At 47.9% G+C, this 21,853-nt stretch carries 17 protein-coding genes and 1 pseudogene; 1 reads left to right on the forward strand and 17 read right to left on the reverse strand.

The features are described 5' to 3' along the window. Window positions 1-36: 36 nt before the first annotated feature. The 17 genes and pseudogenes from H7K52_RS10710 to tssB form a co-directional block, all read right to left on the reverse strand. Window positions 37-942, reverse strand: coding sequence for a hypothetical protein (locus tag H7K52_RS10710; RefSeq protein WP_182630030.1), 906 nt, complete (start codon window positions 940-942; stop codon window positions 37-39). A 141-nt stretch (window positions 943-1,083) separates the two neighbouring features. After that, on the reverse strand, window positions 1,084-2,406 hold the full coding sequence (locus H7K52_RS10715) for a VasL domain-containing protein (protein ID WP_105099424.1): 1,323 nt from the start codon (window positions 2,404-2,406) through the stop codon (window positions 1,084-1,086). Next, complete coding sequence (gene tssH / locus H7K52_RS10720; protein ID WP_182630031.1) at window positions 2,403-4,955, reverse strand: type VI secretion system ATPase TssH; 2,553 nt, start codon at window positions 4,953-4,955, stop codon at window positions 2,403-2,405. Before tssH ends, H7K52_RS10715 begins: the two co-directional genes overlap by 4 nt. Window positions 4,956-5,004: 49 nt before the next feature. Beyond that, complete coding sequence (locus tag H7K52_RS10725; RefSeq protein ID WP_182630032.1) at window positions 5,005-8,442, reverse strand: type VI secretion system protein; 3,438 nt, start codon at window positions 8,440-8,442, stop codon at window positions 5,005-5,007. A 1-nt stretch (window position 8,443) separates the two neighbouring features. Next, window positions 8,444-9,070 (reverse strand): DotU family type IV/VI secretion system protein, encoded by a 627-nt coding sequence (locus tag H7K52_RS10730; protein ID WP_182630033.1) that lies wholly within the window; start codon window positions 9,068-9,070, stop codon window positions 8,444-8,446. Next, on the reverse strand, window positions 9,067-10,458 hold the full coding sequence (gene tssK / locus H7K52_RS10735) for a type VI secretion system baseplate subunit TssK (RefSeq protein WP_105099428.1): 1,392 nt from the start codon (window positions 10,456-10,458) through the stop codon (window positions 9,067-9,069). The genes H7K52_RS10730 and tssK overlap by 4 nt, the downstream gene beginning before the upstream one ends. After that, window positions 10,455-11,111, reverse strand: a complete 657-nt coding sequence (locus H7K52_RS10740) for a type VI secretion lipoprotein TssJ (RefSeq protein WP_039659126.1) — start codon at window positions 11,109-11,111, stop codon at window positions 10,455-10,457. The genes tssK and H7K52_RS10740 overlap by 4 nt, the downstream gene beginning before the upstream one ends. Next, window positions 11,108-12,163, reverse strand: coding sequence for a type VI secretion system protein TssA (gene tssA, locus H7K52_RS10745; protein ID WP_182630034.1), 1,056 nt, complete (start codon window positions 12,161-12,163; stop codon window positions 11,108-11,110). Before tssA ends, H7K52_RS10740 begins: the two co-directional genes overlap by 4 nt. Before the next feature lie 12 nt (window positions 12,164-12,175). Then, the gene (locus tag H7K52_RS10750; RefSeq protein ID WP_181162220.1) at window positions 12,176-12,475 is read right to left on the reverse strand and encodes a PAAR domain-containing protein; all 300 of its coding nucleotides are present in this window, start codon (window positions 12,473-12,475) and stop codon (window positions 12,176-12,178) included. Further along, the gene (locus H7K52_RS10755; protein ID WP_008924971.1) at window positions 12,475-12,987 is read right to left on the reverse strand and encodes a DUF6931 family protein; all 513 of its coding nucleotides are present in this window, start codon (window positions 12,985-12,987) and stop codon (window positions 12,475-12,477) included. Before H7K52_RS10755 ends, H7K52_RS10750 begins: the two co-directional genes overlap by 1 nt. A gap of 11 nt (window positions 12,988-12,998) precedes the next feature. Next, a complete protein-coding gene (locus H7K52_RS10760) occupies window positions 12,999-14,987 on the reverse strand; it encodes a type VI secretion system Vgr family protein (protein WP_008924970.1) in 1,989 nt (662 codons plus the stop codon). A 4-nt stretch (window positions 14,988-14,991) separates the two neighbouring features. After that, window positions 14,992-15,954: pseudogene (gene tssG, locus H7K52_RS10765) on the reverse strand (type VI secretion system baseplate subunit TssG). Next, a complete protein-coding gene (gene tssF, locus H7K52_RS10770) occupies window positions 15,918-17,720 on the reverse strand; it encodes a type VI secretion system baseplate subunit TssF (protein WP_039659122.1) in 1,803 nt (600 codons plus the stop codon). Before tssF ends, tssG begins: the two are co-directional and overlap by 37 nt. A gap of 14 nt (window positions 17,721-17,734) precedes the next feature. After that, window positions 17,735-18,142 carry a GPW/gp25 family protein gene (locus H7K52_RS10775; protein WP_003854098.1) on the reverse strand — a complete coding sequence of 136 codons (408 nt, stop codon included), beginning with the start codon at window positions 18,140-18,142 and terminating at the stop codon, window positions 17,735-17,737. A 45-nt stretch (window positions 18,143-18,187) separates the two neighbouring features. Then, entirely contained in the window at window positions 18,188-18,682 is a 495-nt protein-coding gene (locus tag H7K52_RS10780; protein ID WP_008924967.1) for an Hcp family type VI secretion system effector, read from the reverse strand. 29 nt (window positions 18,683-18,711) lie between these two features. Beyond that, on the reverse strand, window positions 18,712-20,187 hold the full coding sequence (tssC, locus tag H7K52_RS10785) for a type VI secretion system contractile sheath large subunit (protein WP_182630035.1): 1,476 nt from the start codon (window positions 20,185-20,187) through the stop codon (window positions 18,712-18,714). Next, the gene (tssB, locus tag H7K52_RS10790; RefSeq protein WP_003854105.1) at window positions 20,184-20,669 is read right to left on the reverse strand and encodes a type VI secretion system contractile sheath small subunit; all 486 of its coding nucleotides are present in this window, start codon (window positions 20,667-20,669) and stop codon (window positions 20,184-20,186) included. The genes tssC and tssB overlap by 4 nt, the downstream gene beginning before the upstream one ends. 374 nt (window positions 20,670-21,043) lie before the next feature. On the opposite strand from tssB, the gene H7K52_RS19055 reads away from it, so the two are divergent. Further along, window positions 21,044-21,262 (forward strand): IS1 family transposase, encoded by a 219-nt coding sequence (locus H7K52_RS19055; RefSeq protein ID WP_220486796.1) that lies wholly within the window; start codon window positions 21,044-21,046, stop codon window positions 21,260-21,262. The last annotated feature ends 591 nt before the right edge of the window (window positions 21,263-21,853 follow it).

Consider the following 21,853-nt stretch of genomic DNA (forward strand, 5'->3'; position numbering starts at 1 on the left):
TTACGAATAATCAGTAAAATGTTAAAAATTTAGCTTTCAACTAAGCACAAAAGAGCTACCATCAACTGTTATAAACCCTGCTTTTTCAATGTGATATGAAAACTTAAGCCTTCTTAACCCAGGATGTCTTCCCATCGGAAATAGAAGTCTGTTACTAGCATTAACCCTGAGAATTTTTTTTATAAACTCCATGTCCTCTTCAAATTTTGACAGTGTTTCTTCGTCATATTCCCCTTTGATCAAAAGCTTTATAAGATAATTTGGTCTGAATGAAACCCCTCTTAGCTTTATCATTTCAGTACATGGGAAGTCCATATACATCCGTACGCCTGTCTTCCCCACAAGAAGTATTTCGTTATAATTACCCGCACTGGAAACAATTTTTCTCAAGAATTCATTTGGATGACGTAAAATATTATAAGGACCAGACATTTTGAAACCATGATCATTAGGTCTTTCTATCCCTTTAAAAATACTTTCGGTCAATGCCGCTTTATCCAGAACACGTCCATGCGGAACATTACCTTCAAGCCCTGAAAAATTATTGAATCTCACATCACTATGATGCGTACCCAAAATATTTTGTACCGGAACACGAAGATTGAGTTGAATATCCAGAGGCACCCGACCTTCCATAATACCGTTAGAATTCGACACTACACCTGTACAACAGGCAGATATAACATCCCATGATGATAGAACCGCTTCTACAGTCTTTGTTAAAAAAGGTGAGTTTGTGTTCTTTTTTCCAATGGCAGAAACGCTTCCGCGGGAAGAGATACAGTGTGCGATCATTAAATCTGGTCTTGCTTTTTTATTTAATTCATAATCCCACGCCCGTAATATATCGCTATTAATCTTTTCTCTTTCGTTTCTAACCTGAGTTCTCTCACTGAATTTTTTTAAACCTTTCTTTGAAATACTTCTATCAAAGTTTATCATTTTAAATCTCATGTTTAGTATAATTTTACACGGGTGATGCTAGCTTAGTGTTGCCAGCCACCTCAAAATAACAAAATCAAATCAGCTTTATTTTTTCAGAAAAAACATTACGTTCATTAAAGAGCATAATCCTTTTGGGACTTAATGATTTTCTTGTGCTGGCTTATCATTTTGGTTCACTGACAATACATACAAAGCATTTAAAGCAGACAAGGTTTTTGCAACAGACTCCAGAATTTCTTTACGGCTGCCTTCTTTATCCTCTGCTGAATATCTAAGCAGTTCTTCTGGTGGTACGCCTGAACTTTCCAGTTTTCTGCGTATTTTCCAGGAAAAGCTTTTCAGTTCAGAAATCGTTAAATATCCTCCTTTTTTCTGTTCTGCATTGGCCAGTTTTAAATCAAATTCGTCCAGATCGGCAGTAACCTCTTTGTAGTTCCACGTTGAGGGTAAAATGTTAGCCTTAGCCTGCAGTTTATACTTCCATTTCTGACTGACTGAATTATCAGGCCATGCATTTTCAAGACGCTGAGCAAGAATATCGCCCTTGCGAAGTAATTCATCGTTTGGACGATCCGCAATCCATGTCAATAATGACGCCGACTTATGCAATATTTCATCACGATGACTTTCCAGTTCTTCCTTATCTATCCCCTGCCATGCTAATGCTGTCAGTGCATCGTCACCCGGAAAATCCTGAAGTACCCCAGCAAGCTTTTCGGTAACTCCTGGTTTTTCCATGTATCTGATGCCGGACATTAACAGCATGGTCGCCAACATACCGCCAATAATACCTGCACATCCAGCCTGAATAAGATGCTTTCTTTTTATGCTGCTCCCCTGGACAGAGGAATTGGTTTTAATATTGATCGGAGATAATTCTGGCCGTATATCTTTATCAATTTTTAAATGTGCAAGGCTTAAAATCAAAGAAGAAGATGCTTTACTGCGAACCTGAAGAAAATAATGCATATTTTTTAAAGAGTTTCTGCAACGCGCATCCGTTTTCACCGCTTCGTCATAAAGCAGTGCAATACTTTCAGCAATACTACTGGCCACGGCCGTAAAATTATCATCACAGTCAAGCTGGTAAATACTGGTCACTACGTGTGTATTCAGCCATTCAAGCAGATATCGTCGTCGATCCGAATCGACGACCGGAGGCCAGCAATATTCGGATGCCTTGCCGCGCCATACTCTAACCAGGATATTGAGTCCCTGCGCCAGACCTCTCCAGCCGTCCAGCTTTAAGCTCATCAGACAGAACCAACACCCACTCTGCAAATCATACCCATACTTACGCCAGTATGCCCGGCACTGGCTATCCAGCGTTTTCCATTCACTTTCACTCATCCTGCGAATATCTGCATTCTGCATGGACCAGTTGATTTCAAGAAACTCCGGGCTCTGTCTCGGATCTTTTTTATTAACTTTTAGCGCCTGAAAACCAGTGCCTGAGTTCATTTTCTTTTACTCTGTCGATCTGTAACGATGGCAAGATCTTTTCCCGTAACCTGCACCCGGATATGCAGGTTTCCGCTGCCGTCAGCTTCGAGCAAATAATCGGTCACCAAAGGCAACAGGCTTTGATTGATTACAGTATCAACATCACGCGCGCCACTTTGCCTGACATGACAGCGGTCAGCGATATACCTCACTACTGCAGGACTGTAACTGAGAGATCTCTTCTCACCGTCTCTGCCAGAAAAGCGCAGGCTGATTTTTCTGAGCTTAGCGTTGATAATATTATTAAGCGCCTGGGCACTGAGCGGTAAGTAAGGGAGCAGGGTCAGACGCCCCATAAACGCCGCTGGAAATACGCGGCTGAATTCAGGTCGTATCTGGCGGACTAATGCATTGATATCAGGAGATTCCTTTTCTCCTGCCGCCATAATTACATCATCAGCCAGATTACTGGTCAGAATGATGAAGGTGTTGCGAAAGTCGATAGTTTGCCCTTCACTGTCCTCCATGACCCCTTTGTCAAATACCTGATAGAAAAGTTCGATCACATCTCTGTGTGCTTTTTCAACTTCATCAATCAGAACAACGCTATAGGGTTGTCGACGCACAGCCTCAGTCAGTACGCCACCCTGTCCATAGCCGACATAGCCAGGGGGAGAGCCTTTCAGGCCGGCGACAGAGTGTGCCTCCTGGTACTCAGACATATTCAGCGTTATCAGCCCTCTACTTCCGCCGTACAACATTTCTGCCAGGGCCAGTGCTGTTTCTGTTTTACCTGTCCCGGAAGGTCCGGCCAGCATAAAGACGCCCATTGGCTTTAACGGATCGGCAAGACCCGCCCGACTGGTTCGAATCTGCCGGACAATTGCCTCAAGCGCATGTGATTGTCCGGTAACCCGTTCGCACAAACGTTCATACAGAGTATTCAGCGGCCCCTGTTTTTGCTCCAGGATTTGTTCCACCGGAATCCCCGTCCACCCGGCAATAATTTCTGCAACGCATGCCGCATCAACACGCTCGAAGACCATAGGTTGCTGTTTGTGCATTACAGACAGTTTCTGCCGCAGGCTTGCTTGCTGCTCAGAATTTTGGCATTGAGCAATCCGGGCAACCAGGCTCTGCTGTTCTTTCCATACCGGAGTCAGAATGGTCAGGTCTTGTTTGATTTCAGCTTTACGTTGATCCAGCCAGGCAATACGTGTTGCACATCCACTGTCCAGAGAGAGGCTACGGCGCTCAAGTGAGATATTCCTCAGCATGACATTCAGATCTTCAATCTCTCGTGGCTCGTCGCTCTGGGATAAAGCCACCCTGGCACATGCCGTATCCAGCAGCGTGACTGACTTATCAGGCAACTGCCGGCCCGGAAGATAACGGGCAGAGAATTCAACAGCAGCCACGATTGCCGAATCAGGGACTGGAATACCATGATGACTGCTGATGGCGGGTACAATCGACCGCAGCATATTAATTGCCGTGTCCCGGTCGGGTTCCGTCACCCTGACTATCTGAAAGCGGCGGGCAAGCGCAGCATCCTTTTCAAAATATTTTTTGTACTCGGACCACGTTGTAGCACCGATCATGCGTAACTCTCCCCTTGCCAGGGCGGGTTTTAGCAGGTTGGCCGCATCGTTCTGGCCCGCAGTCCCTCCTGCTCCAACCAGCATATGTGCCTCATCAATAAAAAGAATGATCGGCACGGGGTGTGACTGAATGTCACAGAGCAGGCTTTGCAGCCGATTTTCAAATTCACCTTTTACGCTGGCTCCAGCCTGTAACAGGCTGAGATCAAGTGACATGATATCCATTTTTTTCAGTGAGTCTGGTACGGTACCGCTGACGATGCGCTGCGCTAATCCCTCAACCAGTGCTGTTTTACCGACGCCAGGTTCACCCGTCAGGATTGGATTGTTCTGACGCCGACGAAGTAATACATCTATCATCTGGCGGATTTCATTCTCACGCCCTGTAGCGGGATCCAGCTCTCCCCGGCGCGCTTTCTGAGTCAGATTATGGGTGTATTTCAGCAATGCAGGCCCACCAGATGGCACACCTTCTTCCGTGTTAACTTTTTTCTTACCTGTACCTGAGTATTCAGCCATGAGTGCGTCAGCCTTCAGCACGTCACAATGCAGTGCCTGACGAACCTCTCTCGGAAGAGGCAACGTAACATTGTCCAGGTCAGCAAGCAGACAACCAATAAACGCCGTGGCAGGAAGATGCCGCTGATGCCAGCAAATGCTGGCATGCAGCCATGCTTTCTCAAGATGCCGGACAAGGGACTCAGACAGTACGGGTCCACAGGTATTGCCGCTGCGCTGCTGGTTCAGACTATGTGTCAGCGCGTCTGCCAACTGGTCCCCTCTGAGCCCCGCCCCCAGACACAGCTGTTCAAGCAATACCGTCTGAGTAGTGATTAGCGCCAGCAGTAAATGCTCAACACTCACCTCATGGTGAGTCCGGCTAACGGCCTGACTCACTGCCGCATTCAGGCAGTACCGCGCATCGGCAGAAAAGACTTCCGTAATTTTTTTCAAATACTGACTCATCTTTTTTTCCTGATTTTTATACTAAATGAACAGTTCATCCGACAGCTGGTCAGGGGCAACTTGCAATTTTTGCAGGAAGGCGGGAAAGCAGGTGTTTCTGCGGTTCAGAAAAGCGTCCATCGCCGGATTGAATGAGAGACGCTTGCTGCGCGCTATTATTCTCATCAAGTGCGTGTTCAAGCGCCTGCCATTGCCGCCAGGTCTCCTGAACATCAGCCTGGCTGGCTGGCTGATAGCGAACCATAATTTGTTTAATACCCTGCGCACGCAATAATGCAGCCTGGTCGGAAAAATCCTCCGCCTGATAAGTGTGCTGCCCTTCTGCTATATCGTTGAGGAAATCTGGCCAGGCACTCTCTCCTGTGTAGTTATATTCAAGGCTGAAGCCGGGAAACTGAATAAGCTGTGCCACCCGGCCGCAATGACCCGGCCGCCATCTGAAAAGCGCCTGTTCATCGAAGTTCATACTCTTCAGTACCCAGCGTTGATCGTCACAAAAAAGAGTAAGTTTTGTGCCGACAGGCATTAGCCCGGCACCACCAGGTACTGTGGCTGGCAGGCTATGCAGGCTCAGTTCTCTGGGCGTGCTCTCCAGCTGTTTCTGCTTATCTTCGAGACTTTTCTGCTGGGCTCTGAGCAGGGCTAATTTGTCATCCTTACGGGTTTTATCCCGCTCAGGCATGGGCAGCAAATCATCGGGATTGAGTTCCGCGTTTATCAGGGAGATAAACGATTGGCTCAGCTTTATATGCTGGCCTTCAAATTTGCCTGCTTCAGCACCGTTCTTACCGATAGCGAGAACATGTTTTGCTGAATCACGCATAAAGGAGGAAATATATTGGTGTGCGAGAGCCTGTTGTGCCGGATAGTCTATTCGCCTGGCGTTCTGCTCCAGTGGCCATAGCACCGTGCTTTGCCATTGATGCTGTAACCAGCATCCACTCTGTTGCATGGCATGAGCGATTATCAATTTTTTATCCTGCCCATACAGTGTCCAGACCGCGTCAACACCGGCATCTGGCGTCACAGAGATCAGGTTTTTACGCAATGCAGTGAAACGCTTACTCAGTGCAGGAAGTGGATTGTTTTCGTTTCCCTGAACAGGGGCAAACAGACCTGACGTCAGCAAGGGAGTATCTGATGGCGAATTAAGTGCATCTGATACGGCAGAATGTAAACTGCTCTGCCAATCCGTCCACGACTGTGCCTGTAAGCCCGCGTCAGTAATAACCTGAGCGCCCTTGCCCTTTTTAAGCCACTCCCCGAAGACAAAATCCAGCTCCTGCTTGCGCTGACTGAACTGTCGAACCAGCGTTCCTGAAACACTGTTCGTCTGCAATTCAACCAGCTTTCGCAGCTGTAACAGCCAGGGCGAAGCGTCAGCATGACTGATGTCTGCAAGCTGCTGATTTACCATACGCGCAAGGCCTGTTGCAGGACTGTTTCCCTGGGCAATATTGAGCAAGATATCAGACCACTGTTGCTCACTCAGATCCGAAACAGGCAGTCTGTTCAGCTGTATAATAAACTTAATCCAGGCCGACTGACGTAGTGCAGGCAGGCGTTGTTCAAACCGTGCCAAGGCGGGTAAGTCTATTTTTTTACCTGCTGCGTAGTGAATCTCTTTCAGCCAGCGGTAAATTTGTTGCGTCCCCTCCGCTGTCCAGATGCCATCAATGCTAACTTTGTCACCACTTCCTGGAAAAAAGCTTCCCGAACGTACAGGCGAAATCTGCTGAGTTGATGCCAGCAGCCATCGCCACTGTGGATCGTCACTGACAAGTTCACCCAGTAAACGTCTTAAACGGGATATCTGTTGTTCTCCTCCATTACGCAACAAAAGTGCACGCTGGAGCAGCAAACTCTGGCGTGGAGTCAGGGAAATATCGCTAGTCATCATTGTCAGGGCAGGAGATATCGGTGACTTTCCTGATGACGAAGCCAGTGCGTTGCCGTTCAGAAGGCTTTCTTTTGCCACAACAGCACGAGCAAGTTCCAGGATGAGTTCACGTTGTTTTTCCGGAACGACCAGTTTGAAATCCTGGTGGTAACGGCTGATAACCTCGCGATCATCCTGATAATGAATCACCGAATAGGATAATATCCTATCCTCAATCTCGGCCTGGCGGGAATAAAGCACACTTATGAAAGGTAAATAGCGGACCGGATGCTGAAGAGCAGCATCAATCGATTCCAGCTGAGAAAGAGAGCTAATTACATCACTGCTTTTATCGGTATCAACAACATGAAAGGTCATTGTCGCGCTAATCAACAGCAGAAATGTAACTATGCTCGCGATAAAAAGCGTTCCCCAGCGGCTCAAAAAGCCGCGGACAGGGCATGTGTATAATATTTTGCTGTTGCTACTGATAAATGGCAGCGTTCTGGAAAACAACTCTCCTGTAAAATAACTCTTTCTCTCATTTGATGTGTTGCTAACAGGTTCTGTTGCCGTAAACCAGATCCCGCCTAATGCCGGGACCGTAGAGTCTGAACTGACATCATCCCCACAGATGGACGCAATATATTGATGCAATACAGGCTGAAGCGACTGCATCTGCTCAGGCATGTCCAGCAGAAAAAGTGTATCAGCATCAGGCTTTGCTCCGGAAAACATGCTGATACGCACGTTATTTAGCCCCTCTCTCATGGCATCGAAAAGGGGACTGAGGAATGAGGGATCACGGCTATCAATCGCGGGAGGCGTGAGCCAGAAATATCCCAGAGGCTGGTGCTGTTGTTCTGGTGATAGCGCACTTATCCAGCGGCTAAATCCCGGGATATTTTCACACTCTGTCACCAGGACATAAACCGGCAAACGTCTTCTGGTTTTATTCAGCAACGGCTCCAGGCAAGCACGTATACGCCTCCCCCTGATGACAGGCGGCTCATCGCGAAGATTCAGCAATTCGGTAACAGAAATGCAGACGACAACGCCGGCCGGCGGCGGAGCCGCATGAAACCAGCTCGCAGTTCGTTTCCAGACTTTTTTCACACATCCGGACTCAGAAAATAGTCCGGGCAGTTCCAGAAATGACAGTGGCTGGAAAAACCACCACCGCAGGGTTCGGGCTGGCGTGATCTCCCGATTTTCCCGACATCCCGAAGCTGGCATCATCTCTGACCCCGACAGCAGGGTTGAATGACTGTTGCCTGCTGCGGTAATAAAAAACCAGGGATAGACCTTATTTATTCTTTTGGCTTTTTTTAATCTACGTACGCCCGATCTCCAGTGTGTATACAGGATCCGTTCTGTACGGGAAAATACATGGCGGGAAAAAAGCTTCTGAAAATAATCCTGCTTTTGCAAGGCGGATAACGATTTCCGAAGCAGACTAACCAGACAAACAGAAAAAATAAAAAAAAACCATAAAACAATGGCGTAAACAAGAGATATTTCCATCCATACTGACAGGAAAAGGCAAAAGATGAAAAGAATGCACAGCAAAACCGCCCAGATTATAACGGGAATTATCTTTTTTAACATATTAGTTCCGGATTAACAGATGCAGTCCTGAAAGAGTTGTCAGATAAAAAATAGCACCAAATAAAAACAATGATGTTTTGTTATGAAAAAAACGCAACCTCTGAAAAGACTGGCGCGAATTTAATTCGACGTCCGTTGCTATAATTCTCGCAACACCGGGCCAGGACTGCCATTCATCTGGAAGACATTTCCTTTCATCACTGATACGCAACTGTAATTCATCGCTCCTCTTATGAGCATACTTCCCCTGGAAACCCATGAGCAAACAAAAAAGGTAAACCTGCCTCAGGTCCTTATTCACTAAATCAATTCTATCAAGACGGGTGTAAAATTCCTCGCCCCCGATCGCCGTCCGGAACCTTTGACTTTGCAGCATGCTGGTGCGCCATTCATTTACCCAGTCCGGTGACGTTTTTAATACCATTTCATCAAGCCATACAATCACCGCAAAATGTGAATCCTCACAGTCCTGCAGGCTGTATAATAATTCTGAGTTCAGCATAGCCTTATCCAGCAATGTAATGCACTCATTTCTGAAATGATTACAGTCAGGATAATCCTCGGGCGTCAGACTGAACTTTATTCCTATACTGAACACAGGTAGATAATGATTTAACAGAGAATTCATTCTGCCCCCGTAAAAACCAGCTGCACTTCCAGGTCATCCGGCATTTCAGGAAAATAAAACGCAACCTCCCCATTTTCAGCTACAGAACGCCACTGGTCAGAATTGTGGTGTATGTGAAAATAATAATAATCGTTGCGAACAGGCACTCCCCGAGGTGGATTTTCGCAGGCGGTGAGCGCTACCCCTGGCAAAGCATGTCGAATCAATCCGTCAATCGTATTACCCGAGGCAAGCTTAAAGCCTGCCGCACTGAACTGACCACTTTGGCTCAGGATTTTTTCAGAAGTACGTAATAACAATAAAACATCGCCTTTCTTCAGTTCCTGATTTTTCGTTATCTCTCCACAAAATATGCCATTCTCATTTTTCAGCTTTATATACGTGCTGTCTTCAAGCACCAGGCTGTTCATAAGCATAGTTAACGTCGTTCTCACACGATAAAATGAGTCAAATAGTTTTTCATGATCATAATACAGGGCGATATTTTCCTCCCCTTTCCATTCTCCCAGACAATTACAACAATCACTGAATGAGGAAAGTTCGCCGACAAGCTGACTCAGTAAATTATAAATACTCCAGGGATGTACCTGAGCAGCCGCCATGTAATTTTTCAGCACGGGTAATGCGCGATTAAGAGAGCGCATAGTCATCAGTTGAATTAGCTGATCGCTCCGTTCCTGACGGCTGACCAGCTGTTCCGGACGCTTATATTCTTCGAGTTTCCGGGTTCTGGCTCCGATTTCGAACACAAGGCTCTCAATGAGCTTATGCAGTGAGGGGCTGCCACAGAGCGTAACGGCAGGAGGTGAAAACATTGAATCAAAGACCACTTGCTCACCCTCATGACACAACCTTACCAATGGGATGCATTCACAGTTGGTTGCGGCCTCTTTTTCCTCGCTCGTCAGCAACAAAACATTATATAAGATACGGTTTACTTCAGTTTCAGGACCGCTACCATGCACGTCTTTCATCAGAGGAGCGTTTGCCATACTCAGCCAGCGAGTTACCACATGGCTGTTTTCCTTTTCTGGCAACGTCACATTACAGTGGGCAGCGTCAAACCGCGGTAATGCCAGCCATAACGTTAAAGGATGATCGCGAAGTTTCCAGGCATCACGAAAGTTTCTTTTTTGAATACGACAGTTTCCGGGGTACGTCAGATAATCTCCACCCGGAAGAAAGAAACTAATGCTATCAACACTCATGACATAATCGTTCAGAGCAGCCCTGTTCACAGACATCTCACTAATCCCGTAGTTATAAGGTTGCGCCTGCTGCCGATGACGGGCATGCAACCATGCATAATGGAGATCGAGCGACTGTAAATGTTGAGGTTGCAGATAAAGTCCAGAATGCCAATAGATCTGTTGTTCTTCAGCGTTCATTGTTTATCTGCTCCGCTATTTTTTGTCTCAGTCAGATCAATGTCAGGCAGGCTGACATCCGGAGCCTGGCTTTTCTGAACGTTTTTCTGTGTGCTGATAATTCCCTCACTTCCCAGCGTGATTGCCAGAGATAATGGTGAAAGTTCGCGATGCCAGACGGGATTCAGCCATCCTGTCTTGTATTTCCTTACAGGAATATCTTCCTGGATCTGGTGCTGTTTACCCGGGAATGGGTAGTACCCTGCAATCAGCGCCATGTATCGCGTGTGCATTGCCCTGTCGACATGCAACGTGGTTGTCTGTCCCGGCATCATGGTGTAACGATCAATCTGTAAAACTGCGTGGCCGTTTGCCGCATCCGTCCCGACTCCTGCCCCCGCAAACAGGCTCTTTACTTTCACAGGATTGATGAGTATCTGTTCAAGCGTTTCGGCTTTTGCAGCCTGAAGCACTAAAATAGTGCAACTGTTGGCCATGCCGTTGACCAGATTCAGGTCAGGCCTGGCATTTAGCGTTACGCTAATGGCTCCAGCTGAAAACGGCGCTGACAGATCTGGTTTCGCTGAATTTTGCAAACTGCTCTGATGTCCCGCACAACCTGACAACATCCATATCAGGCTGAAACAGCACAGATTTTTCCCTTTTATAATCATTCCTTCCCTGGCCCCGTTAGCACGTTATTAATATCCTGAAGAGTGTTGTTATCACTCAGCATCTCTTCCAGCCATTCCGTCAGCGTCATGTCAGCCCAGCGGGCAGCTCGCTCCATTAAAAATGGAACCGGACTCGAGGGCTCAGACTGACGAAAAAAATGAGCAATCGTTAACATCTGGGTGATCGCCAGATCGCGAGACATTTGCTGATTGCCTGATCCTGAAGCCAGCTCATTGGTTTTTAACACAGGCTGTTCGTCATTCCGTGCGAGAACATTAAGCGACATGACATCTTCGCTGGTTGGTGTCACTAACCCGGCCAGTCGTTGTGAAAATGCCTGCAGGTCATTAATTCCCTGAGCTGTCTGCCCTAGTGCTGGTCCTTCTTTTTGCGGATTCAGCGTCTGATATGTGGCTTCAAAATCTGCAAGACATACTGACAGCAGTAACAATTCATCAGACAGTCGTGCTAACTTTTCCGCTGACTGCCGGGAGGCCCAAAGGTGAAACGTTTCGGCTGAAAAATCCTCGCTGCCGCGTTCACCCGGAGCCATTGACGCCTGATGTTCATAAGCCAGTACCTTCCGCCAGTATTCGAGCGTGCTTTCAGTCTGACTGAGCAAAGGAAGCTGAATAATCAGATCAGACAGTTGCCGATCAAGCCGGCTGACGATGGCATGACTAATCAACAGGCCATCGTCATCGTCTTTCCTGGGCCAGCCACTGTCCCAGTAACGGGCAACAAAACGATGCAGAAAAGCAAGGCCTTCCCTGATACCGACAATCCCGTATTGCTGGCTGGTCCCTTCAACCAGCCAACAGGCGACCTGCAAGTCTTTACTGGTTTCACGCAGTATTGATGCGCTAAGACGTATTACTTTTGGCCAGTCGGCTTTACGCAGGGGTGTCCGCCATTCGTCCTGTGGCAGAAAGTCCGGATCGCTCTCACGCGCCTGACGGATCTCTTCATATACAGATTCATATTCCATGCATCTGCCCGCTGGCTGCCCTCCGGGCAGGGGCAAGAGAAGCTCGTCTAAATCAATTTTCATCCCTATGCCCTTTCATGAAATCAGCACTGTGACGCAACCTGCGACAACCGTTCCACCATGGGCACAGATGTCCCCCATTCGCGCCGCTGGCTTACCACCAATGAATACGCAGGTACTTCCCGCCACTAAACTGTCTGGTGGCCCCACACAGATGGCAAGCGATCCCACTGTCGCTGCAGGCACGCCGCCTATTAGCACCGTGGGTGTACCGGGCGTTGATACCGCCCCTCCCACATGAGGAATTGGCGGCACTCCCGGAGTGACCATCGGGCAGATATGCATATCGCCGACTCGTGCTGCTGGCTGTCCCATCATTCGTTCTCCTGCACCGGAAGCCAAAGAGAATAGAGTTGCCGTGCGCCAAAATCCGGCGTATCGGGTCCGGCAAGCCTGATGCTCAGGAGTCGCAACACGGTACAGAGCATCAGGGGCGTAAGATGTTCGTCAGCATATACAGCTTCATATTCCGGCTGCGTCAGGCTTCCCGTCCAGAAAATCGCCAGGCCAAGAGCACCTGCAGGTGTGGAAAAACCCAGCGATTCAGCCTGATGAAAAATACGCCAGCGGTAGTTATCCTCGTAGGTTTTAAGCCAGTTACTGATATCGGCTTCAAATGCATGGGTGGATTCACCCGGCGGCAGCGTGCTGACTGAATGCGGTAGCAGCCAGGCAATCAATTTCTCAGCCGTACACGCGTTTACCCAGTACCCAAGCGCGTCTTCCCAGTGCAAAGCGGTCAGCAGGCTATGCATGTTTTCATGCCAGGACGCCGAATCCCGAATCTTCGCAACCCCTTCCGGGGATAAAATCTTAGACACAGTCATTTTTGTCATCCTCAGCCAATCATGACCACGCCACCTTTGACCTGGGTCATGCCGCTTCCTTTGATCGTGACCATTGCACCACCCAGTTCTGCCGTGGCTGTCCCTTCAATTTTGATGGTGGTGCCGCTCAGCGTTATTCCGGCCGGGGTAATGGAGATTTTGCTGCTGCCCACTTTCAGCTCAACCGCCTGGGTTGACTCGATAACACAGCGCTTATCTGCCTTTATTGTGCTGCCTCCCCCGGATATGCTGAGTGAATGGCTTCCGTCTTTCAGATTTTGCTGCAGGTGACCATTAATTTTCAGGCTGTAATTCCCCTGCTGCAGACCCAGCGCCATGTTTCCCTGTTGAAGGAGGGTGTTAAAATCTCCCTGTTCCAGGGTCAGGTTACAATTTCCCTGATGCAGAATGAGCGCATCGTTTCCTTTGGTGATTTCCGTGGAGCGATCAGAGCCGATGGTCTCTTTAACCGCAGAAGTAACGGCCGTCGTCAGATTATTTTTGACCACCACATCCATATCTTTTTGGGCGACGAGAGTTAGCTTTTCTTCTCCTTTTTTGTCGTCAAAACGGAGCTGATGCCCCTCTTCCACTGAACCATTGAGAGAACTTCTTGATACAAATCCCGCCTGTTCTTTCTCACCGGGCAGGTTAAGCAAAGGAAGGTTCCTGCCGTTGGAGACGGTGCCGGTAACAAGCGGATTGTCAGGATTGCCGAGCAGGAAACTAACCACCACCTCACTGCCGATGCGGGGGATGAACATGGCACCGAAGCGCGCGCCGCTCCAGGGCTGAGATACCCTGACCCAGCAGGAACTGCTGTCATCATTCTTATTTTCGCTGTCCCAGGGGAACTGTATTTTTATGCGGCCGTACTCATCCGTATGCACATCTTCAGAGGCAGGACCGACCACAGTCGCCGTAAGTACTCCGGGTATGTCAGGTACGGGTGTGACACACTCAGGCCGCCACACTCTGGCGGTATCAAAAACTGACGCGTTACACTTAAAATCGGGTAAACCATCATCCAGGTTGCTGACAGCCTGAAATGTCAGGGAATGCATAATATATTCGCCTGCCTGATCAGGCAGCGACGTGAGACAGAACGTCTCGCCGCAACTTAGCCACCATGCCTGAATGCGGGCATGCGCATAGCGGGTCTGCGCTTCAAGCTGCTCCATTTTCAGCCGTGCAGCGCTTTGCAGCGTCTCCCGGTCACTCAGGTCATACGCATCAACGAAACTGATCCCCTGAGCACTGTATTCCAGGTTATTACACAGACATTCGCCCTCTGCGGTAGCCGCCTGTTCGAAACTGAACGCTTTATAATGAACAGAAGACACTGCCAGACTTACACGGGATGACCAGCTCGAAATGCCGCCATCCTCACCCTTTCCCGCTTCAGGCTGATAGGCCAGCTCAGGTGTTATTGCACGGTAGTGACCGGATGGATGATCGGCCAGGACAAGCGTATGTCGATCTTTGGTCTGGCAGAAGAAATAGTAAATTCCTTCCTGCTCAAGAAGTCGGCTGATAAAATCAAAGTCCGATTCACGGTATTGAATACAGTATTCATGCGGTGCATAACTGCCATGTAACCGCAGGTCAATATCGGTGATGTTATTCCCGCGTAACAAACGACACACCAGGTCGGGTACCGTTATATTCTGATATACGGACAGATTACGGCCCATTTTCAGCAGAGCCAGGCGAGGCTGTAACCGTGCGTGCCAAGTACAGATCCCCCTGTCATCGCTTTCTTCTTCCATTTCTGTTACGACCCCCTGCACATAACGCGAGCGCTGTCCTGAACCAACATGGCAGGCAAGTTCCTCACCCAGCAAACTCGCCGTTTCTGACGATGTCAGTGTTGAACGAAAGCGGATTGTGAAGTCGTACGGCGCAGACAACTGTTCTTTACCTTCCAGGGACAACAGAACCAGAGACGATGCAGACTGTCCGACAAAACGGATAAAGCGATTTTCCTGACCTGATAACATTTATTTATTCCTGTTCACGGCACACGGGTAAATAAACACGATGAAAACCTGGTCCGGGCTGCCCGAGACAAAGATCCACACCGAGACATCCCCCCGGGACGCCGTGGCGATCATGTTTTGTAATTATTTCGACCGAGAATGCCAGTCCGGGACCAACATATTCGCGAATGCGTTTTAACAGGTCGGCATAGAATTTTCCGCCAGGCAGATACTGTGGCGCATGACTTAATGGCAACGGGCCCAATTCCACTGTAAAGCCGGAAGCCCTGTCTCTGCGCATCTGACCCAGCATAGGGGCCTGTCCCAGAGTCAGCCTGACATGACCAAGATGACAACACTGCTCAGAAGGAACCTTCAGCCATCCTCCGGTGAAAGAACGCACTCGGGCGGGAACGGAAAAAAGGTTTTCCAGCCATGTTTCAAGGTTCAGGGCTGACCGCACAGGGTGCATAAAAAGACCTGCGAAGGCTTCATTCTGAAGCGCAGGAGCAGACTGCATGACGCCAGCCAGCCCCAGCAACGCCTCGCTGAGAGGGCGTTGACTGTTCAACTCATACGAGGCGTAATAGTGATATTTAAGCTAGGCCAGATAACGCAGGGCATGCAATCTGTTATTAAAGATATCAATAAATGCTTTCGCCGTTTTATCACCGTATCGGTAATAGCGCTCCAGCATCCATTCTGTATACGTCGTGGGTAGTGCTCCCAGAGCACCCGTCATTCCATACATCAGAACCTCAACCTGCCATACTCCCTCTTCCGTTCTGATAATTTGACCCACTTCGCCTGCTGGAGCGTCAAGTGAAAGAGGCGATACAAAACTGATATCACTGGTCAGCGATTTTGTTCCGTTACTCTCAGGTCGTTCCTTCAGGCGCCGCAACATCAGGCGAACCTGCTGGAAAAAGTTATATCGGCTGAAAATCGTACTTAAATCCACGACAGCCTCCCGCTCCGCACAGGCCACACTCGCCGGCTTTCCTGATGAAATTCGATGCAGGTTACGACCTGTGAAAAGCTGTTTACTGGTGCATAAAGCGAAAGAAAGTGCTCAATAAAACGACAGAATAGAAAATACTCAGGTTCTTCTGCGGCGGAACTTTGGAAAGTCACACAGATCTCAACCCCACGCGCCATTGACAGGGGATCGTTGCTCACCAGACGAGCGGTCACAGGTGTTACAACGACATGTTTGATTAATCCGATCAGCTGCTGAATAGCGGGATTATCATTAATGTTATATAGCGCAAATGTTTCTTTAAGGACCTGAACCCCGTTATCGCCGCTGATGAGCATATGATTGAGGGATAAATGCGAGATGAGCCGCCAGCGTGAAGCCTGTTTTACCTGCTGAGAGACGGTTCGCGTGGGCCGCGTGAGTGCCGTAATGGTCACTCCCGCTACTGCCAGATCCGACTCGAAATCCCCTTCAGGATTACCATTGCGTATGCTGGAGGGTATATCCCGGTCATAGCAGGTCAGTTCTATATTAATCAAGTCATTCTTCGGCGTCAGAGGCTTTTCACCGCGGTCGGAAAAAGCAATAAACAGGCGGTTTGCAGGGCCACTTTCATCAACGGTTTCACGCTGCATACACTGCCAGTATGTCCCCTGCTCTCCCCCTGTAACGGAATGCGACAGACCAAACAGCGGCGCGATATCCCTTGTGCTGATTTCATTACCCGTTTTGTGCGTGGCACAAACGCGGTTCACTGACCATATTCCTATAGCATCACCATGACGGATATCGGGTCTCACAGGATATTCCGCAGTATCATCGTGCGGAACCAGAGGTTCAGCACGCATTGGAAAAAGGTTTACTGCCGGCGTACAGTGCAGCCGGAAAAAATGTCGGTCAACCGAGCAAGCAATTTTATCCAGCATTGCAACCATCGCGCACTGGCGAAAACGCAGCCTGAACAACATGACCTCATTCGATGTCACAGTGAGTCCTGCGGGCAGGCTGAAATCAATAAAATGGAACTTCTGAGGGAAATAAAAATAATCCTGAAGCAGAGCATAGACCGGTGATATACGGGGATCGCATTCGAGAATACTCTCTGCACGGTTAAATCCCACGACCTGAATATCAGATTCAGAAAGTAAATAATGCTTTTCTCCGCAAACCAGTGAAAAGGCTTCAATCTCATCATTTATCAGTGTGTAAAGTATATTCACTGCCAGACTGCTGCCATTAAGATAAAAGCGCAGTGAGGGTGAATTCAGGATTGCTCCCGGCCAGACCTGAAGCCGTAATTCCAGTTGCCAGCGCAGAGTGCTGTTATCAAACCTGAGACTTGTTTCCTCAAGCGTCATGGGCTCCATAATGACCGGGTAAAGCGTCCTGAAATGGCAGACATGCTCCTCTGATTGTCGGGTATAGAGCATTGTCCCGGCCTCAACCTCACAGCCAGTGGTCAGTCCGCTGATTCTTTTGTCAGGCTGCATCTGTACAATACATACCGACGGGTACGGCCGGAGAAACTGAGGAGCCAGAACGGTCAGCAGAGCTTCGGTTACTTCAGGCATATCCTCATCCAGACGCTGCTGAATTTGCGCAGTAACAAGTGCAAAAGACTCGATGATCCGCTCAACGTGCGGATCCTCGGACAGTCCATCTGACATGCCAAGACGTCGGGCAACCTTCGGAAAATGACGGGAAAACCGTTTTCCGTATTTTCTGAGATAGCTCAACTCATTCTGATAATAAGAAAGCAACTTCTTTGACAGCATGTCAGAAACCACTGTTAACGTAATGAGAAATGGCTGAGGACGTCATCCCATTCCAGATAAAAACGGATGGGAGCATTATTTTTTTCAGCCTCAATAATAAAGGAACTGCATCCATAACTTTCGTTTCCGGCGGACACCATGACGTCTTTTAAACGCGGTTCGAAAAGCTGAAGCGCACGTAAAATGCGGGATTCAAGAATAATATTTCTATCACTTCTGGATATCCCTCCCGGAAACACATCGCTGATACCGTAGTTAATGACCGACTGACATATTTCAGGCATGTCTGAAACGTGGTAGTGCCGAGGCCTGGATGAGAGCAGCATCAATAGCTCCGCTGCGAGCACCCCGTCATCCGAAATAATTTCCGGGATTTCATCCTGGGCGACAGGATTATCATCAGACAGCAGCTGTAAAAGCATAATGTTCCCATAAGCAGCACGCTATAAAGCGCGCTGCCGCTTAACTTAAAGTTTGGTATTAGTGACTTGATTCCAGCCAACAGGACCCTGTTTACTGGTTGAACCTTCAGACGTAATCATACTGGTCTGGAACTTAACCGAGCCAAATACCATGGCAAGCTGCTCATCAGGTATACCGTTTGAATTATGCAGGCTGATGTTATGGCTGGTAAAAATGCAATTCTCAAATTCCCAGCGGCAAATTTCATTATCTTTATTGTCAGTTTTGACGTTCAGCGCAATAATCACTTTTTTAACGTTGGTTCCCTGCGCAACCATATCAACCAGTTGGGTTGATGTGGCATCCAGCGCCTTCGCAATAGAAATATCTTCAAAATGCACGCCGCTGCTATTCAGTTGCCCACTGCCATTATCAATACTGGCCTGGCTATGCACGCCCATTGATGCATGACCGATAGCAATCCACTGTTTATACTGTTTATCAGTTACAATTCCTTTTACACCGTCGATTTGCATAAATAGATTACTTGCACTGGACATATCTTCTCCTGGTTATAATACGTTTTTTATCAGCCTGCCGATGCAGGTAATTCAGCTACAAGCCGAAGCGACATCGTCAGTCCCTCAAGCTGGAAGTGAGGCCTCAGATAGGCCACGGCACGATAGCTTCCGGGACATCCCGGGACATCCACTACCTCAATCCGGGCTTCGCGCAGCGGATGGCTGGCCTTAATATGCAGGCCGACATTGTCAGAGCCCACCACATATTGATTAATCCAGTTTTGCAGGAAGTTCTGACATTCTGTTCTGGACATAAAACTGCCGACTTTATCCCGCACAATCGATTTAAGGTAATGAGCAAACCTTGATGTGGTCATAATGTACTGCAGCTGGTTTGATAACCGCGCATTCGCGTTTGCAAGGTTGGAGTCATATTTCCGCGGTTTATTTGCCGACTGCACAGCGAAAAAGGCGGCATAATCCGTTCCTTTGCAGTACACCAGAGGAATGAACCCGAGGTCTGCTAACTCTTTTTCACGGCGGTTGGAGATAGCCACTTCCGTTGGACACTGCAATACCTTCTCGCCGGTATGCGAAATGTAGTTATACACCGGCATCGACTTCACCAGACCACCACCTTCAACACCGCGAATAGCCGCACACCATCCATGATCTTCAAAAGCAGAAATCATTCGGCCGGCCAGTTCATAGGCGGCATTGATCCACAGATAGCTGGCTCCCTCACGGCTCTCGTCGATTTTCTCTTCGAAATTGAACATCTCTACTGGTGTTGTTTTGGCACCATAAGGCAGGCGACCTATAACCCGGGGAAGTGTGAGTCCAACGTAGCGGGCGTCGTCGCTCTGTCGGAAAGAACGCCAGCGGATATAGTCTGACGTGTCAAAAAGCTTGCCGAGATCCCGGGGACGCGGCATCTCCTGAAAGTTATTCATACCAAACATGCCGGCATCCGCTGCCGTGAGGAAAGGGGCGTGAGCCGCCGCCGCAACATGAGAAATCTGCTCCAGCAGATATAAATCTTCCGGCATGGCGTCGAATTCAAAATCGCCCACAAATGCGGAGTACGGCTCTCCACCAAAAGTGCCGTATTCGCTCTCATAGACGCTTTTGAACAGGACTGACTGGTCAAAATCAGAGGCAGATTTAAAATCGCGGATCAGCTCTTTTTTGGTACAATTCAACACCCGGACTTTCGTGTTTTCCGTAACGCTGCTCTGAACCAGCTTCTGCAGACCCCGCCACGAAGATTCCATTTTCTGAAACGCTGGCGCCTGCATGATTTTGCTGATCTGCGCCGAAAGAAGGGCATCAATGACTGTGATGCGCTCCTCAATGCTACCCACCAGGTCATTACTTACAACAACAGCGCCTGTTGCCACCTCACTGAGGAAACTGTCAAGCTGAGACCTCAGCTTGCTGCGATCAGACTCACGCCTGATAGCCTGGGTATTGTCAATTATCTGATCAAGGTAATCGGCACTGACCGCCTCTGTGACTGCAGCCTGCATTTCCTCAGCACTCATTCTGCCTCTTCTCCCACATTATCAACTTTCGTTTCTGAAGGCTGATTGGCCAGCAGTTCCGCCAGTTGTTCTTTCAGGCGATCATTACTGGCTGTACGGTTGCGTAAATCACTCAGTTGCTCCCGCAGCTCAAGTAGTTTTTTCAGAGGCTCCACCTGTAGAGCTATATTTTCAGGAGCGAAATCCTCAATAGAATTGAAACGCAGTGCGACCGACAGCTTTCCATCGTCATTATTCAGTTCATTATCAACCAGCATTTCGATTTCAGGCTTCATGCCCTGCATCACTTCATTAAAATTGTCTTTATCAATCTGAACAAAGCGTCGCTCACGAAGGGGCTTTTTTTCATCCGAAAATTCGCCCATCACACCAATAACCAGTGGCAACTCTTTCTGGGTTTCCGCGCCACCAACTTCAACGTCATAGGTAATATGCACGCGTGGCGGCCGGGCCTTGCCCAGTTTACTTTGGGTTTCTGACATGAATTAAACTCACAGACATTAAGATCTCAAGAGAAAATTAGATTTTTAATATTTAAAAAATCCGCTCAGTTCACCAGCAAAATCGGTAGCAAGCTAAAAACAGCCCCATAGAAAAGACAATGGAATTTGGTGACATCTCAAATAAGTTGAATTCGGCGTATTAACCTCGCTTTTGAATTTTACCCACGCTCAGTGTTGACGTTCATAATCCTCGCTGTCACTTTGCTCTGGTTTATTAACATGATCAGATTCCTGAAGAGGACATTTGGTTCCACTGCAGTGGGTGTCCCAGCATGTATTAGTTCTCTGACATTTATCATGCCCGCAAGCCAGAGGATAAAATTAAACAGATAACTTTAATAGCTCACTTCGCCCTGAAAAAGCATGTTAACGTCAAAACCTTCACCTATCGTATTAAGCGAAGCAATTTCACACTGCGAGCAAGAATAAAAGGAATAATTAAAAAAATCACCTGCTTATTACCTTCCTTTAAACGCCCTAATAAAAAACCAGCCATCCACCCAAAAAATCATTATTACCAGCCGGATCCATATTATGTAATTTCATTCATCATCTCGTTAATGCGAAACTAATGTAACTAAATTTTTTTCCTGACACCACCTTTAAGTTCAGGAACCTTAAACAAAGACACAATCAAAAATGAACCAACTTTAAATTAATGTTAAATAAAGGTTGGCGCATCACTCACTGAAGAACAGCTTTCGAGCATGTATAATCAGATTACACAGAAAAAATGACCAGCAACAAAGAATTGAAAATCATACAACATGAAAAGAATATGTTATTTTTACAGCCAGCTCCTGAATAAAAATGAACAAAATCACCTTAAAAAATATTCGTATATTTTAAAAAATAGTTTTAACCCCTGATTATAATAGCTTCTGCCTTATAAATTTATGCAGGCTACATATTGATGGTGTGTTGACCGAAATCCTGAGTACGGTTAGCAGCTGATGAGACTTCCGGTATACAGCCTGTGGCAGAGCTCCCGGGCCAAAACACCGGCTTCTGTCTCGCGGAGAATACTGAAGATTGGTGTGCAGGAAAAATACTTCTCCAAAGGATCTTCTCCAGTGACTTATGAATACATCACTATTCATGGTCAGCAGGTCAGCAGGTCAGCAGGTCAGCAGGTCAGCAGGTCAGCAGGTCAGCAGGTCAGC

Origin of the sequence: Pantoea hericii, from assembly GCF_014155795.1 — a bacterium.
In the GTDB taxonomy this organism is placed as follows: domain Bacteria; phylum Pseudomonadota; class Gammaproteobacteria; order Enterobacterales; family Enterobacteriaceae; genus Pantoea; species Pantoea eucalypti.

Coding starts and splice junctions, on each gene's coding strand:
- H7K52_RS10710 (WP_182630030.1), bottom strand. CDS start 942: ATGATAAACTTTGATAGAAGTATTTCAAAGAAAGGTTTAAAAAAATTC.
- H7K52_RS10715 (WP_105099424.1), bottom strand. CDS start 2,406: ATGAACTCAGGCACTGGTTTTCAGGCGCTAAAAGTTAATAAAAAAGAT.
- tssH (WP_182630031.1), bottom strand. CDS start 4,955: ATGAGTCAGTATTTGAAAAAAATTACGGAAGTCTTTTCTGCCGATGCG.
- H7K52_RS10725 (WP_182630032.1), bottom strand. CDS start 8,442: ATGTTAAAAAAGATAATTCCCGTTATAATCTGGGCGGTTTTGCTGTGC.
- H7K52_RS10730 (WP_182630033.1), bottom strand. CDS start 9,070: ATGAATTCTCTGTTAAATCATTATCTACCTGTGTTCAGTATAGGAATA.
- tssK (WP_105099428.1), bottom strand. CDS start 10,458: ATGAACGCTGAAGAACAACAGATCTATTGGCATTCTGGACTTTATCTG.
- H7K52_RS10740 (WP_039659126.1), bottom strand. CDS start 11,111: ATGATTATAAAAGGGAAAAATCTGTGCTGTTTCAGCCTGATATGGATG.
- tssA (WP_182630034.1), bottom strand. CDS start 12,163: ATGAAAATTGATTTAGACGAGCTTCTCTTGCCCCTGCCCGGAGGGCAG.
- H7K52_RS10750 (WP_181162220.1), bottom strand. CDS start 12,475: ATGGGACAGCCAGCAGCACGAGTCGGCGATATGCATATCTGCCCGATG.
- H7K52_RS10755 (WP_008924971.1), bottom strand. CDS start 12,987: ATGACTGTGTCTAAGATTTTATCCCCGGAAGGGGTTGCGAAGATTCGG.
- H7K52_RS10760 (WP_008924970.1), bottom strand. CDS start 14,987: ATGTTATCAGGTCAGGAAAATCGCTTTATCCGTTTTGTCGGACAGTCT.
- tssF (WP_039659122.1), bottom strand. CDS start 17,720: ATGCTGTCAAAGAAGTTGCTTTCTTATTATCAGAATGAGTTGAGCTAT.
- H7K52_RS10775 (WP_003854098.1), bottom strand. CDS start 18,142: ATGCTTTTACAGCTGCTGTCTGATGATAATCCTGTCGCCCAGGATGAA.
- H7K52_RS10780 (WP_008924967.1), bottom strand. CDS start 18,682: ATGTCCAGTGCAAGTAATCTATTTATGCAAATCGACGGTGTAAAAGGA.
- tssC (WP_182630035.1), bottom strand. CDS start 20,187: ATGAGTGCTGAGGAAATGCAGGCTGCAGTCACAGAGGCGGTCAGTGCC.
- tssB (WP_003854105.1), bottom strand. CDS start 20,669: ATGTCAGAAACCCAAAGTAAACTGGGCAAGGCCCGGCCGCCACGCGTG.